General features: G+C 41.2%; 11 protein-coding genes. 7 read left to right on the forward strand and 4 right to left on the reverse strand.

All coding sequences use genetic code 11. The annotated features are described in order from the left end of the window. Window positions 1-231: 231 nt before the first annotated feature. The 4 genes from SNE25_RS26245 (at window position 232) to SNE25_RS26255 (ending at window position 6,562) form a co-directional block, all read left to right on the forward strand. Complete coding sequence (locus tag SNE25_RS26245) at window positions 232-3,615, forward strand: SusC/RagA family TonB-linked outer membrane protein (RefSeq protein ID WP_321561990.1); 3,384 nt, start codon at window positions 232-234, stop codon at window positions 3,613-3,615. Window positions 3,616-3,632: 17 nt separating this feature from the next. After that, window positions 3,633-5,684 carry a RagB/SusD family nutrient uptake outer membrane protein gene (locus SNE25_RS26250; protein ID WP_321561991.1) on the forward strand — a complete coding sequence of 684 codons (2,052 nt, stop codon included), beginning with the start codon at window positions 3,633-3,635 and terminating at the stop codon, window positions 5,682-5,684. A gap of 522 nt (window positions 5,685-6,206) precedes the next feature. Beyond that, window positions 6,207-6,341: a DUF1016 N-terminal domain-containing protein gene (locus SNE25_RS31955; protein ID WP_407666954.1), complete on the forward strand. Its 135-nt coding sequence runs from the start codon at window positions 6,207-6,209 to the stop codon at window positions 6,339-6,341. Window positions 6,342-6,376: 35 nt separating this feature from the next. After that, window positions 6,377-6,562, forward strand: coding sequence for a tyrosine-type recombinase/integrase (locus tag SNE25_RS26255; RefSeq protein ID WP_407667058.1), 186 nt, complete (start codon window positions 6,377-6,379; stop codon window positions 6,560-6,562). A gap of 100 nt (window positions 6,563-6,662) precedes the next feature. Here SNE25_RS26255 and SNE25_RS26260 read toward each other — a convergent pair whose 3' ends face one another. Then, on the reverse strand, window positions 6,663-8,228 hold the full coding sequence (locus tag SNE25_RS26260; protein WP_321561992.1) for a Fic family protein: 1,566 nt from the start codon (window positions 8,226-8,228) through the stop codon (window positions 6,663-6,665). Window positions 8,229-9,331: 1,103 nt separating this feature from the next. Between SNE25_RS26260 and SNE25_RS26265 the strand changes: the two genes are divergently transcribed. The 3 genes from SNE25_RS26265 (at window position 9,332) to SNE25_RS26275 (ending at window position 12,856) form a co-directional block, all read left to right on the forward strand. Next, window positions 9,332-10,927, forward strand: a complete 1,596-nt coding sequence (locus SNE25_RS26265) for a pentapeptide repeat-containing protein (RefSeq protein WP_321561993.1) — start codon at window positions 9,332-9,334, stop codon at window positions 10,925-10,927. Between the two features lie 533 nt (window positions 10,928-11,460). After that, window positions 11,461-12,435: a hypothetical protein gene (locus SNE25_RS26270; protein ID WP_321561994.1), complete on the forward strand. Its 975-nt coding sequence runs from the start codon at window positions 11,461-11,463 to the stop codon at window positions 12,433-12,435. A 247-nt stretch (window positions 12,436-12,682) separates the two neighbouring features. Next, a complete protein-coding gene (locus tag SNE25_RS26275; RefSeq protein ID WP_321561995.1) occupies window positions 12,683-12,856 on the forward strand; it encodes a hypothetical protein in 174 nt (57 codons plus the stop codon). Window positions 12,857-13,115: 259 nt separating this feature from the next. Here SNE25_RS26275 and SNE25_RS26280 read toward each other — a convergent pair whose 3' ends face one another. The 3 genes from SNE25_RS26280 to SNE25_RS26285 form a co-directional block, all read right to left on the reverse strand. Then, entirely contained in the window at window positions 13,116-13,424 is a 309-nt protein-coding gene (locus tag SNE25_RS26280; RefSeq protein ID WP_321561996.1) for a hypothetical protein, read from the reverse strand. Window positions 13,425-13,644: 220 nt separating this feature from the next. After that, window positions 13,645-13,854, reverse strand: a complete 210-nt coding sequence (locus tag SNE25_RS31980) for a glycoside hydrolase family 78 protein (RefSeq protein ID WP_456085489.1) — start codon at window positions 13,852-13,854, stop codon at window positions 13,645-13,647. Between the two features lie 76 nt (window positions 13,855-13,930). Continuing rightward, window positions 13,931-16,276 carry a hypothetical protein gene (locus SNE25_RS26285; RefSeq protein ID WP_321561997.1) on the reverse strand — a complete coding sequence of 782 codons (2,346 nt, stop codon included), beginning with the start codon at window positions 16,274-16,276 and terminating at the stop codon, window positions 13,931-13,933. Window positions 16,277-16,289: the final 13 nt, after the last annotated feature.

The raw sequence follows: 16,289 nt of genomic DNA on the forward strand, positions 1-16,289 counted from the left end.
AACAATTATTGCGCAGCGCTTTATTAATGTGCAATCACAACAGCCACCTAATCTTCGGTTCGGCTAAAAATATAAACCGGAGAAATGCAGCCACTACAGCTTAAACTTATTGCAAAGGCGTAACCGGCACTTCTTTACTGATAAGAAACCGGCAGATCGATGTTCGCTTCGCCTGCATTGTTCAATTCAGTCCCATCTAATTTATAAACCAATTATCAAACCAATTTAATAATGAATTTACCTGAACAATTATTATTCAATGCCGGGCCCGATCGGCAAAAAATCCGGCTTCTTAACCGAAGCTTTGTGCTCAGTATCTTTCTTTTGCTGGCGATGACTTGCCGGCTGTTTGCCCAGGCAGACAAAACAGTGAGTGGTACCGTCAAGGACGAGCATGACCGGTCATTACCGGGCGTAAGTATAACCTTTAAAGGTACATCAACCGGCACAACTACCGATGCTAACGGCCATTACAGCTTAAAAGTTAAAACCGGCCAGAATATACTGGTGTTTTCCTTTATTGGCTATGCTTCGATCGAAGAAACCATCAACAATCGTACAATCATTAACATATCACTGGCCGGAAGCCAAAAAGACCTGAATGAAATTGTGGTTATAGGTTACGGTACGGTTAAAAGGCGCGATTTAACGGGCGCTGTAGCTTCGGTTAGCGGAAAAGACATTGCGGCTACACCGGTTCCTAACGTGGCACAGGCCATGCAAGGTAAGTTACCAGGGGTAAACATTACATCGCAGGATGGTCGCCCGGGTGCAGGTATTAACATCCGCGTACGTGGCGGAACTTCCATATCACAAAGCAACCAGGCATTGGTACTTATTGATGGTGTCCCGGGCAATTTAAATGATATCCCCGGCGATCAGGTAGAAAGTATTGACGTGTTAAAAGATGCCTCATCGGCAGCTATCTATGGTTCTCGCGGTGCCAATGGTGTAGTACTTGTTACCACCAAATCGGCCAAAGCAGGTAAAACTAACGTAAGCTATAATGGCTATGTTAAAATTAATACGCCAAACAAATATTTACAAGCCTTAAGCCCTTACGATTATCTGCAATATGTGTGGGCTAATGCGGCTGCAAACGGTACTGCTTACCAAACACCTTTTGAACAATTATATGGCCTGGGAGCAAATGCTGGCAGCAACGCAGGCGGAATAGAGAGTTACCGGAACCTTCCAACAGATGATATCCAAAAGCAAGCCTATAAACAGTCAATATCGTGGAACCACGCCCTTACGATATCAGGCGGTACCGACAAAACAAAGGTGCTGTTCTCGGCCACCTATAGTGATGATGAAGGTATGAAACTGCAATCATATCAGCGTCGGGCTACAGCAGCATTTAAACTTACCCAAAAAATATTTGACAATGTTACGTTTGACTTAAACACTCGTTACGCGAATACGCCAACGCTTGGCGATGAGGGCATTACAAGCGGAAGCGGCTCAATATTATCTTCTGCTTATCGTTTTCGCCCAATTGCCACTAACCATATTTTAGGCAGTGTGCCTGCATTAACAGCAAGCAATAATATATCGCAATATGGTAAAAACGCTTTGTGGGATAACTATAGTCCTGTGGCGCGTATCAGTGATTACGACCCGCTTAGCCTTTCGTCAAATTTTGTTGGAATAGCCTCATTGAACTGGGGGATTATTAAAGGTTTAACCTATCATACCGATTTTAGCGGAAACGGTACCTGGACACAGCGTAAATACTGGTCGGGCGCTACTTATAATGGCTATATGGACGATGCAACCGGTAATAAATTGTATGCCGGTAATGCCGACTATCGTAAAAACGACAGTTGGGGCTTGCGCTGGGCAAATACATTGGGCTATGAGTTTAATATTAATAAGGATAATAAGATTAGCTTATTGGCAGGAACGGAGTTTTTCAATTCGGGGGGTACCGGTATTTCGATACAGGCAAATTACTTTCCATCAAACTTTACAGAGCAAACTGCCTTTGCCCAGATCAACCAATATGACAGGACAAAAAATTCATTCGCATTTTCATCCAGCGTAAATACCCCCGACCGTCTTAATTCATACTTTGGCCGTGCCATGTATAACTTCATGGATAAGTATTTATTGACACTTACATTCCGTGCTGATGGTTCTTCCAGGTTTGCCGGCAATAACCGCTGGGGATATTTCCCGGGCGGCGCGTTTGCATGGAGGATATCGCAGGAACCTTTCATGAAAAATGTTAACTGGGTCGACAACTTGAAACTTCGCGCATCTTACGGTGCCGTTGGTAATAATAATATCCCTACAGGGCTTAACACGCAGTCATGGGGTTCTGTAACTGATCCAAGAAATCAGTACGACATCAACCACACTACCCTCGCCGCGTATTCGTTAAGCAACCCTACTGTTTTATCTAATCCGGATTTAAAATGGGAAACTACCATTACCCGCGATATTGGAACTGATTTTAGTTTGTTTGGTGACAGATTATCGGGTACTGTTGATGTATATTGGAATACCACTAAAGACGTACTTACCCAAACCAGTATACCCGGTGTTACCGGCTTTACTTACACCTATGCCAATATCGGGCAAATAAGTAACAGAGGTATAGAACTATCGCTTTTAGGCACAGTGTTCAAAAATAAAGATTGGAGGGTTGCCGCAGGTGGTAATATTACTTTCAATAAGAATAAGGTAGACAAGCTTGCCAGTAACGTAACCGGGCTTTATGGTACAAACTGGGCAAGCAGTGCAACTTACCCGGCATCTGATTACCAGCTTGTAGTAGGCCGGCCTGTTGGCCTGGTGCGTGGCTTAACTTATGATGGTTTTTATACCCCTAACGATTTTACCTACAGCAATGGCATGTATACGCTAAAAAGCGGTGTGCCCGACCTTACCAGTGTTTCTGGTGGTGTAGTGCACGGAGTTACCACTGGTGCAGATCGTCCGACTGGCCAGATCGCTTACCCGGGAGTGCCTAAGTATAAAGATTTGAATAACGATGGTAAGATAGACGATAAAGATCTTGCTGTTATTGGCAATACCACTCCGAAGTTTACAGGCGGCTTTAATATTAGTGTTGCGTATAAAAATATCGACCTGGGGCTAAACTTCAATTACAGCGTTGGTAACGATATTTACAATGCCAATAAACTGGCATCGTTGTATGGCCCTAAGGAAGCAGGCGTTTATGAAAACAAACTGGCTATCATGACCAACGCCTACAAAATTTACAATGTTGTTAACGGGCAACTTGTTAGGTTAAAAACACCTGATGAGTTTAACGCGGCAAACGCCAATGCCGCTTTGCCTTTGGCGTACAGCGAAACGGGAGTTACATCAACCCTGGGTATCGAAAAAGGTTCGTTCCTTCGTCTTAATACGCTTACTTTGGGATACACTGTGCCTAAATCTGCACTGAAAAAAATTGGCGTAGGCAGCTTGCGTGTATATGGTAGCGTTTATAACTTACTTACCATCACCGGCTATAGCGGGCTGGACCCGGAAGTAGGTGTTAATGATAATGCGAATAGTTCGCCATACCCAACCACTGGCTTTGACTTTGGCTCTTATCCCCGTGCACGGTCATTTGTTGTAGGTGTAAACCTTAATTTCTAACAGTTTAAAGACAAAACATGAAAACATATATAAAATATATAGCTGCCGTTGCCTTGTGTCTATCTTTTACGCAATGTAAAAAAAGTTACCTGGATGTAGCATCGCCCTCCAGTGTAGATGATAATTTTGTTACAACAACAACGACAGAAACTTTCAAATCACTTTCCTGGTGTTATGCGAATTACCGTCAAAATTGCATTATGGGTGTTTACCGCTGGAACGATCCTGTTGGATCGGACGCGGAATATTATCCGGAAGATGGGTCTACAAATAATCTGAACGCTATTGGCCGTTCCGACCAGTTAGGGGTTGACGCCGTTGCAGGCGGGTTTAACTCACTTTATCAAACGCTTGCCCTGGCCAGCAGGTTAGCTAATGTCATTGCTGCTAAAGATGCTTATAAAGCTGATGTAGCGGCGGGTAAAACAACCGATTGGACACAACTGTATGGTGAAGCGATGACCATGAGGGCGTTCTGTTATTTTCAATTGACATTGCATTTTGGCGACGTGCCGTACGGCTATGAAAATACAAGTGCTGATGATTATTCATTAACCTCACGCTTTGATATTTATGACAGTTTGATAGATGGCCTTAAAAAGGCAGAGCCGTTGATGTACAACATTGGCCAGGGTAATATCAACCAGGAGCGCATGTCGCGTACATTTTGCGATGCTTTGATGGGGCAGATAGCGCTTTTTGCAGGGGGATATCAAACCATACGTACCGATGTAAGCGGTTTGTACGGAAGCGTTACCTTTACCAAGAAGGGCACCGAAGCCAACAAATGCGTATACGCACGCCGTACCGACTACCTCACTTATTATCAAACAGCTAAAACTTACTTGCAAAAAGCTATTGATAACAAAGGAACCGCTGCTTTGATAACCACCGATAGCAGGGGCGGGAGCATCAACAACCCGTTCCAGCGTCACTTTCAGTATTTTAATGATTTGACAGTAAGCCCTGAATCAATATTTGAAATAGGCAACATACAAGGCGGTACGCTGACAACCACCAGCGAGTATCCATACGCTTTTGGCCGCCCGTCTGATGGTGGCTCATCTGTTGCTGCCCCCACAAAAACGTTCGGTGCACTGCGTATTATTCCTACTGTTTATTATGGCGAATATGAAAATGCCGATCACCGCAGAGACGCCAGCGCCACTGTTACAGCAAGCAATGGAGATGGAAATGAAAAGATGATCTCCTTTACACCGGGTAGTAAGAGCCTCGGCGGTATAGCTACCAATAAATGGGACGATAACCGCATGGCCACTCCAAACGTAGCCTCTCAGCGGTCCTCGGGCATAAACTGGCCTGTTTTAAGAATGGCAGATGTTATATTAATGCTGGCTGAAGTTAAAGCCGAATTGGGAGAAAATGATGCTGTTGCCTTAGTTAACCAGATAAGGCAACGGGCTTTTGGCAATGCACTGCATAACATCAGCGTTGCAGGCCAGGCATTAAAGGATGCTATATTAGAGGAGCGTAAACTTGAGCTGCTTGGCGAGGGGACACGCCGCTGGGATATGATCCGTTCGGGCACTTACGCGGAAAGGGCGATAGCCGTTCAACAGGAAATGGCTGCATCCATCAATGATATAAAAACGCTTGGATACCACCACTTTGCTAATGGTAACGATTTCCCGGCTTTTATCTGGATCAGGAAGGTTGCATTAACCAATCCGCTAACTTATGATTGCCCTACAACAGATACCTTGATTAACCCGGCTGCTTACCCGGCATGGAGAGGGCAGTACAATTATAGTGCAAATGCAACTGTTGCCAGTAAGGTAGTTGGTACAACTCACAATATAGCGATACAGGGTTTATTCCGCTATATTGACCCGGCCGGTGCAGAAGCTGCTGCATTACAAGCTGCGGGCTATACTAAAACTAATTGGGGTATTGATTTGGCTAACGCTGTTACCGTATACCAAAGAAACATTCTCTCAGGCACAACATCTGCCGGTGACCCGCCGCGGATTTACTGGCCTATCCCTTCTGAAACGATCAGCAAATCCAAAGGGAAGGTAACCAATGGCTACGGATTAGCGCAGCAATAATTATTTGTTTTGGCAATTGATGCGTCTTTGTATAATGTAATCATTGAGCTATATCTGTAAAGCAAAGAGGGCTGTGTAAAAATGAAGTGCACCCCAAAAGTTAGACAAACCCAATTTAATTATTCATAAGATGAGCTCGGTATTTTACCGGGCTCATTCCTTACAAAACGCAGGCAATTCAAAGTTGACCTACTCATTGCTAACAGCTGCCTTGTAAATGCATACATAAGGTCTCTAATGTGATCATAAGGTCAATCAAATATAAAAAACATATTCAATGCGTAGTCACTTCAGTTTTTTTCTCTTGATTTGAAATCGGCAAATTCTGCCATGGTATCACCGACTACCTTTTTCATTGCCTTGAGGTCGGGCCAGGCCTCCTGCAATCCACGATGAAAGTCTTTTTCTATATCACGTAATATTGCTGCGTTTTATATTTTGTTGCCGCACGAGTGTGTTTTTTAATTCGCTAATACCTTACTTGCCTCCTCTGTAAAACTTAGGCCACCATTTCCTGAATTTGTGCAAGCACCGCTTGCACAATTGCACTGGTACCACCATATCACCTTGTTGGATAAAGTCAAAGAAACTAATGAAAGATTATTTTATATCAGAGAGGCAGTACAAAACGGCTGGAGCCGGAATATGCTGACTTAAAATGAGGATCTAAAAAAATCAAAGAGGCAAAAGGAATAGACCATGTCGTTACATCTTATGTAGCACGACACTCATTTGCCACTAATTTGAAGCATAAAAAGGTTGACGTAAGTCTCATTCAGGAAGCCATGGGTCATGAAACAGAAGAAGTCACCAGGATCTATTTGGAAGAATATGATGATGAATTAGTAGCCAGCAGTATTGAAGAGGCGTTGAATTAAAACTGTATTTTTTTAGTAAGTTGGAGAACAGAATCGCTTTTACAGAATAAAAAAAATCAACACCGACAAACTGGAGTTAATTTTTGAATTATTACAATAGCTAATCTTTGCTTTTCGGAAGTTGAGCTTCAGGCTTGCCTTCTATTTCCTGGTTAACTAAATGTGCAAGAAATTTAGCAAAAGGCTCTATATTCTGTTGAGTACTGGCTTTTTCAAGGGCCGCCATATATTCGGCTCTTTTTTCTACCGGGATAACCGTCCAAGGATAACCTCCTGAAGCCAGCATTGCATTCATTAAAAAGCGGCCCATACGGCCATTTCCATCCATATAAGGATGGATAAAAACAAATATGAAATGTCCGAGTACTGCCCGCACACTTGCCTCGGGTTCTTCGGCTAACAATTCGAATAAAACTGGCATAGTATCCCGCATAGCATCAACACTCAGCGGGGTGTGTTTGGAACTGGTGATGTAGACCTGATTGCTCCGGTATCCGGCTAAATCAGATATTTTCAATAAACCAGCAGCAACGTTAGGGCCAAATAATTCCCGGTACCAACCCGGATGATCTCCATCTGCCAGTTCTCCCGCATTTTTACCTGCAATGATCCCTGCAACGGTATCTTTCACTTTTTGAAATGCCTGCCAATAACCTCTGGCAGCCATGGCATCCTTTTGTTTCCTGTCATCGGCATTGGCATTTATATCCCAGGCACCACTACTTACCCGTTCAATTAATTCGGGTGTTACCCGATAGCGTTCGATGGACAAAGAATGATAGGCATCCGTCACAAATATATCATCTATATGATGTAAATAGGCTTCCTTATCCTTCGGTAATCCTGGCGAAGCAGGAAAATACTTGATCACGGTTTGTCTCATCATTTGCCACATTAACCGCATTCTATTGACATATGGAGAACGTTCCCTTGGCGATAATTTTATTTCAATTTTTTCCGTGAAAGGGTCAGTTTCACGAACATCATAATCAGCACTTTTCATTGCTGCGAGAATATCATCTGCGATACGTTCCCGACCGATATTCCGGAATGCCCCCGCTAATCTGCCGGCAATCGTCGTATGGCCATTTTCTAATAATAAAGGTAACACTTCTGACGCATCCCGGATCATAGAAACTGCGGTTCGCGCATCGATCGGATTGCGGGCAAAGGTGTTTGCCGATGCATATGCTAATGCCCCCGTTAAAGTGTACATACGGATTCCGTTTTGCACCATTCTTAATTCCTCTGGGGGTAACTCCGCTTTAAGATTGAATATAGTAGCAGCAAATAGTAAATTGGTCGGTGTATTATTTGCCAACGGCGATCTGACGATAAGCTGGGAAGGCACTGTGTAATTACCCGCGTGCAGCAGGAGCGATTGTTCGGCTGAGATACACCATTTTTCTCCGAACTTTTGTTCGAGAAATTTTGCACAGAAATCCCAATAGGATGTGTACCAGGATGTACTGTCGCCGGGTCGTTCATTAGGATCGGAAGGAATATACCACCCCTTAACTACCTCTTTAATAAATCCTTTTTTTACCAGCAATGTGCGCATGGTTGCTTTAGGAATTTCCTTATAATTTATTGCTACTACATCTTTGTCCTGAAGGTCTTTTAGAACTTTCAATGCTTCTACAAATCGTTCTCTTGGTGTTGCCATAAACTGTGCTAAAACAATTATTAGCAAATGTACTAAAACAATTATTAAAAATGTGCTGAAGCAATTATTTACAATTGTAATGAAACACTTATAAATGCTTGTGCTAAAACAATTGTTCCTGATTTTACTGTTGGATATATGGATTAGATTAAGCTAAATGATATAACTATTTTTAGAGATCAATATTTAATTTAATCACTTGCCGATACAGAAAGTAACTTAACTATGATTATCAATTAGTTACATGATTTGAGGTACAAAATAGATACAAAAAGCAAAAATTTACCCTAAATTCAACTGATATCGTATCGACTTATCTGTTCCTTTTCAAGTATTTCTTTTAAATAATTTAAACCTGCGGACCTTCCCCAATCCGCATTCTATCGATAAGCGGTATTTATGCAAACACAGAGCAGAAAAACGGCGGGCAATGAGTTTCAGCATCAGATTTTCGGACGTCGTTGCGCATTACATAACTGACTCTTTCGGGTAGTGATCATATCAAATCGTTTCACAAGCCGGGAGATTTAGAAAATGTTAACCGACCACAAGTAATCTTTTAGAAATCAAATAATTATCATTGAATTCGCTAACTTAATCTTCTCATCATGAATGATTTCAAAAAATTTATCTATGGTATCCTGGGTATATAGCTAAATCAATCATTTGTATCTACTTATACAAATATGAGTAGCCAAAAAATCTGGCACTATCTAAAAACGTTTTGCTAAAGCGTTTCGGCAACTTGCGACGGGGATGTTCCGGTCCGCATTGGGTAAAGGCTTCAATTTTACACAGTTGTACTTTTTGAATTTACTTTTGTATTTTTAGATGCCTTCAATTTTTTATTGGTAAGCACTGAGCACTTTATCTAACAAGTATTTAAAGTGGATGAAATCAAACATTCGTGTCATTACGTAAGTCTTCTTTGGCGAACGCTTATAGAGTGTTTGTTCATTTCTATGCTCTCATTTGCATCTTTTGCACAAAAGCAATCTCATCAAGGCAGGGAAATATTTGTTTTGAATAAAACCAATTACACTGACTTGTTAAAGGATACATGTCAGTATAAACTTGTTTCCTACGCGGAGTTAAGGTCGAAGATGAAAAGTAATAAACGGCTGTTTAAATTAAAATTTTCGGGTAAGGATTTGGCGAAAATACTTTCTGAAGACATAGGGCAAAAAGCATCCTTTCTTGATATCACCAGATGTTATATCTATGATGGATTGAATTGTAGTCATAAAAATATTAATTGGAATTTGGGCGTTGAACTTAGCTATTTTGATGGTGAAATACTATTCGATAATGCAATATTGAAGCGTTCTATAGGATTTGAACGTTGTGCTTTTCTGAACGGTTTCAGTGCTGAAAACGCTGTATTTGAAGACCAATTTTATTTGGACAGATCTTATGTACAAAAAGGAGTTTACTGTAACGGAGCTGTATTTCAGGGCCCGCTCGATCTTAGTTCCGATTATTTCGATAATGATGACGGCACACCAGTAAATATCTCAGTAAGTTTTAGGAATGCCAAGATTCAAAAAGAGGTAACTTTTAATCATTCAATATTTGATGTAGCTGTCATTTTTGACGAGGCGGTTTTTAATGCCCATACTTCATTCAACAGAGCTATTTTCCACGGAGATGAGAGTTTTGATCGTACGCAATTTAATGATTTGACTTCTTTTCAGGGAATCAGGATTGCCGGATTAATGAGATTTTCAAAGGTCAAGTTTCAGAAATCCGCCTTTTTCCAATCCATTGATACATTGAGTGGTTCAGAGTCTAATGATGTAAGAGGCACGCTTTGCTTTTTTGGAGCGGAATTCCAGGGAAAGGTATTTTTTGACAACTCCAGATTAAATTCAATTCTCTTTCCAATCAGCAACATTAATTTCTATCGTAAAGCACAGGATATTGAACAGGACTTTGAAGGGCTACTTTGTAAAAATTTGGCAAGTTTTAAAAGTCTAAATTGTCGTACGATTGATCTTTACGGGGCGGAATTTCAGAATTTTGTCGATTTCAGCAACGCCGATATTGGCGACTACTTAAATTTTGACAATGTTATTTTTGAAGACAAAGTCAGTTTTTATCAGACCCACTTTCCCGGAACGGAGCGTGATAAATTAAAAAAGACAACTATTGGAGTTTCATTTGAAAATGTGCGATTTGCTAAAGAAATTGAGTTGGATTATAATCAGATAATAAACTGGAAGCTAGCAGATAATAGCGCTCGCGTATGGGCTAACCTTGAGCATGAATTTAAGATAAGCGACAATTTGCTTGCCCAAAATCAGGCTATGTATCAAAAAAATATACTTTTAAAGAAGGGTTTCACAAGTGAGATTTCCTACCTTTTCTGGGGTTTTGGTGTAAGGCCCATCAGGGTGTTATTCTGGCTATTTTTGTTACAACTCATGTTTGTAGCCACATATTGGACACAGACATCGGCACTTGGACTGGATGGATTTATCGGAAAAAAGACTTTATCCAGGTTTAAATTTGTTTGGTCGTTTAGCAGAAAAACAGCAGTGTCGCTATCTTATGGCGTTACGCACTCGAAAACTCCTTTTTTTAAAGGCCTGACTGTTATACACGCTATACTCATAAAAGTGCTCCTCGTTTTTTTTTTAATTTCATTATCAAATGTTTCGCCTTTATTACATGAAATATTTAGCAAGCTTTTGCCATGATAGCTTTATTTACAATGAATCTTATAAAATCATTTTATCTTGAAACTACTCCATATTAAGAGATACGCTGGATTTATTATTTTCGATATCTAGCCTCCAATAAAAAATCACAAATAGCTCTTAATCTAAAATGGAAAGAAAACATCCCGCAATTGTTTCAGATTTGAGAGATAGCTGGCGAAGCTGTAATATCAACAACAAACCAGATTTTCTCAGTGCATTTGAATCACCATTCTTCAAGGCATTGCAAGGCCGCAAATAGCCGCAAATCTTCTAAAAAGGATTCGCGAAGTTCCGCTAAGGGATACCAAAGAACTTTTCTACGGTATAGCTAGTAGCAAGAATATGATTCAGGTCAGGAAATTCAAATGAGATGACTAATAATTGAAGAAATTAAATCCGCTCATCGGTCAATGAGATACAGCGCTGTAAAATACATTGACTATATTGAATAGAAAATATGGCAGTTACCTTAACCATTCGCTATATTTAAGATTTATAAATAGGCATCGAAAAATTCAACCAAAACATCGATGGATAGCACCTTTTTCCAATATATTTTACCGGTCTTGAAGTTTTCGGGATTACTCGCAGCAACGTTTTTTGGAATTGCAGAGCATTTTAATAAGCGGGATAAATCAAAAGAGTCAGAAAGGAGAAAGAGAAAGTGGGGCATTGTTGCCATTTTAATTTCATTTATTATTGCCAGTGGTTCTGAGTTAATAGAGACAATTTCAAAAAGACAAGAAGCAATTGACTCAGCAAAAGCAGCGGAAAGGGCCGCACGTAATGCAGAACGAATTATAAACGATGTGAACCGGACCTTGCACCCGATCTTTCCTATTTCCATAAATATAACTATAGAATTTCGGCTTGACTCGCCAATATTTCATTCGTACCGTAGTTCACTAATCAAAAAGTTGCCTGAGGATGATGAGTTCGCTTTTACAAATCATACCAAATATTTTCCAGACAAAAATAAGTTTCCTGATGCATATGCGCTACTAACGACATCACCCAGAGCAACTTTATTTATCAAAAAGCATGGTTTTGGTAAGATTCATGAAACCAACCTGTCATTTAGATTGGATATTACTGACATCAATAAATTATCAAAAAATAAACTGCTAGACATTCAGAAGAGCAATAACCAACTTGAATATGAAATGACTTTTGAGCATAACATTTGGGTTACTTATCCAACTACGGTAATCACTAACCAAAATAGTTTTTCTGACGGTGAAATAATGTCGACACTTGATTTGTTAAATGCTGATCTTGAAATAGAGATAATGCCATTTAACTACATTAGAAATACAAGATTCAATAATCAAATGGGAAATGCAGTATTTTTAAGCTTTGTTACCCTTACATTTCCCGGAAGACCAGACATATTTATTGAATCTGAAAAAGTGACGAAATTTACTGAACATGGAATGGGGACAAAGCATCGATATCTTTACCGTTTTCCTAAAACTTTTCAGGAATGGAATAAAACAGCGCTTTGAAAAAATAAGGGCCTTAGTGACATTTAACCTGAACTGGCAGGTGATCTAGACAACCTGTAACTGGCCACCATGCAGGCCGATGATTACCGCCACTACAGGTAGTCGGGAATTGCTGCTGATAAATTCAGGGTAAATTGTCAACTTTACTAACAGGATATGTGCAGGAGATTGTTACTCCTGGCAACTTCTGACAATATGATAACCTATAAAATCAGAAATTTTAGTAGAATATGTTTCGACGGAAGACGTGGAAGAAAACTACCAGAAAATCAAAGCAGCAATAAGTACGCTTATTGCTAAGGAAATGGAAAAGATTGAGGTCAGGAAACCGAAAGAGTCAGCTCAAATTGAGGGCGACGAAAAGAAAGAAAAAACAAAAGGCGGGGTTGAAAATAACCAAGAAAAAGATATATCGATGTAAAGCTAAGGCGCTAAATGCACTTTCACTTCCAGGCCGCGTTTTCGTGACAGCGTACTTGATAACCTGCTCTATCTCGAAAGCGCACTCAGGGTTTCGATACTACCGCTACGGGCCGGCTACCAGCGCGGGGTACGCCGAAGCTACAGGGCTTACTGAATACTTGCGAAAACCAGTACTAAGTTGATCCCAAAATGCACCAAAACTAAAAAGCAAGAAAGCCGGTCAATCGACCGGCTTCTCCAAGTAAACATTCATAACCTCAGGGCTTGTTATCGCCCAGGAAGATCCGTTCCGTTAGCGGAACGACCAAGCCCGTATACAGAATCAGAATAACCGAACCCAGAACAGAACTGTACCGACCGCTAAGGTCATAACAGCCGCTGTTTGCTGGCGCATAACAACCGCAGAGCCATGATTTAAAGAGGATATCACCGATCGCATACACCCAGATCACCAGGGAAATCAGTGCGATGACTGCATGAAAAATAGCCCGCTTCTGCTTTTTATCCGGCGGAGTAGTTGGCGAATCGATCACCGCGAAATAAGTCCACACCGGCGTGAGCACCAAGATAATATTGCAAAAGAAGTTTACTCGTATTTTGAAAAATTAAACATGACCATTTAAGTGTTTATCGTGATCAATTTTTGGGTATTTTAGTACATGTTGAATACTTTGTCCTTAGTACTGTTTTGCATATGCTTTTACCAATATTTTAGTAAAACCCCGAATATAAATTCAGGGCTAAGGCGACATTGCGAATTATCCCTAATGCTCCAATGTTTTCGGCTTACCAATTTATGTAACGCTCGGACAAGCGATAACCGCTGATAATCCTGTAAGCTGTTTGTTTTTGCCCAAAGGTATGCGGATCTACAGTTGTCAAGGTCCAACCCAGGCCCGGCGAGAGTTCGTCGATACCATTGGGGTGAACCAAATATTCGCAACGCAAATTTTGAGTGTAGATGCTGCTTTGTGCCTTCAGTAAAAAGGCATGCACAGCATTATAAACAATAATATTTTTTTCAATGATGTAAATTTATTTGTTCACGAAAACGTAAAGCTGCTGGCATATATCAATTAGCCACACTTGATTTGGCCAGCATTTCCCGCCCTTCCAATAATTTGAGTGTGAGCCGGGCTTTAAGTGGCAAACCGGCATCCATCAGCGCATCAAATGAAATTTTATGATTACCTGCTGTTAACTTTGGAATTTTGCCATCAAGCGTAACGTGATCAATCATTTTTCCTTTTTGATCATAAATAACGCCGACATTGCTATTGAAAATAACCAGGCTTTGCCCGGCAAGCAATGTAACCGGAATGCTGAGCCTAAAGGCATTATCAATTTCGATAACCGGATTTTTAATGCCTCCTTTTTCGCCGTTTGCTGCGATAATAAGCTGCGGGCTTTGTGCAGCCTGCTTGTTTTCAAACTCCCAGGCAGATGAAGTTGGCTGACCAGGTTGTAACGTTTGGGCTTGATAAATAAACTCAAATTTATCGAAACGCTGCATGTACCATTTGCCGGCATCTTTTAATAAATGCGCTTCATTAGCCGGGTCTTTAAGCCATTGCTTTTGTTGCCGGTTAAACAAGCCCTGGTGCTGTGCTTCCGTCCATAAATTAATAAGGCTTATAATGTCATTCATATTAGGGTTGGCCAATGCATCCTGGCGTACAACCAGGGCGTAACCGGCGTTAAAGCCCGCTGCCCGCGCCAACATCCAATCGATATCATCTGGACTCGTTTGAGCGGTTATTAAAAACCAGCCAAGCATATTTGGCAAATAATTGTCTTCGTAAAACTTTTGGTTGGCGATCCTGAGATCTGACTGGCTTTCACGAAAGGCCCCATACCAGGGCTCTCCCCAGTTGAGGTAATTATTGATATGCCAGAAATAATGGTTAGCCCTGCTTGAGCCTAACACCATAGGATGGTTGGCCTTTTTAAAAACATCCTCAGCAAAAGTGTTGAACGAAAGATCCCCCATTCCGCTGGCATATGTTCCCTCGTGCCCGTCAAAGTCCATTTGATCTACCCCGGTTTCGTTGATAAAATTTGCGATATTTGCCGCCATTTCCTTTTGCAGTTCCCAGTTAGGGAAAAACACATTATACGGATGATCGATAAGACGGCTTACCTGTTCACCTGCAAGGTGTTCGGTTTTTCGGGTGCCGAAAGCGCCACGAGTACAGCCTGTTAAACGGTAAGGGACACTTTTAGTAACATCCATAAAGCGCACAATTTCATCGCCTATGCGCACACTGTTCAAATCGCTCCTCAGTTTAAAGTATTTATCAGATTTTACTTCAATTTCCGTAGCGTCTGCCGTTATCTTTGCCATGATCGTATCCGTACCGGCTAAAGCCAGGCGCGGATCCGGTACCGGGTTTATATAAGCATCATTAGTGGTAATAAAATTGGAAAGCACATGAAATCCCAAACGTAAACCAATCGCGTGGGCTTTGTCAACACAGGCTTTAAATCCGGCCCGCCCGTTAGGAAAAAGTGACTTCTTGAGCACAAAATGGCCCCAGGTTTCAAAAGGATCCTCTTCATAAACACCCGCCATGCCCATTTTTTTGGCATAGGTTAAAAAGGTATCAATATTGGTTTCGTTAAAGGTACTGATCATGTATGCTTGCCCACTGCCTGTTGATTTTTTAATCCACTGTTTTTTCAGCGTTGAATATGGCAGGCCTTCCTGCCTGATTATAGATTCAATTGCATTTAACACACCAGCGGGCTTACAGCCAAACAATGCTATTGCCGAGCCGTTCAGGCCGCCATCTGAAATAGCTTTTAACGGCACATCCGGCCACCTGTCCCATACTTTAATGTTACGGTCATGGCTCCTGTTAACGGTAAAAGCCTGCAATGACGAACCAAATGGCTTCGCAACGGCTGTTGTTCCCCTTTCATAAACCGCTCCTTCATCGTTAACAAATTCTCCGCCCGATGTTTTTTTGTTAAGGCATTGCAGCCCAACAGCGAACCCTGCCGAACGCACAACACCTACGGTGTTGCCTATCGTATCCGCGATAGTGGTATTTAATGGGCCCCAAATGAGCGCATCGATGCCTTTGCTGATCTCAGTTACCCTAAACGTAATATAACTATCCTTTAGGCCCGTTCTTATTTTTGCAGATTTGCCTTCGGGAAAAAAAATGGTAATTGCATCTTTACCCAAATCAGCACTAACCGGGCAAATGGTTTTACCGGCCTCTACTACCTGCAATAAAAAACCAGGCTTATCTGTAACCGCATAATCCTTTAATGCCGATGCATCTTTTATAGACACTACCTGCCCTTTATTGTCTATTTTAATGGAGAAAGCTTTATTGCGATACTCCTGCTGCGCATGAAGCATCTGTTGAAAAAGCAACAGCAAAAAACAGCTTATGACATTTTTTATCATACCCGATTATTTT

The organism is Mucilaginibacter sabulilitoris, assembly GCF_034262375.1.
Classification (GTDB): domain Bacteria; phylum Bacteroidota; class Bacteroidia; order Sphingobacteriales; family Sphingobacteriaceae; genus Mucilaginibacter; species Mucilaginibacter sabulilitoris.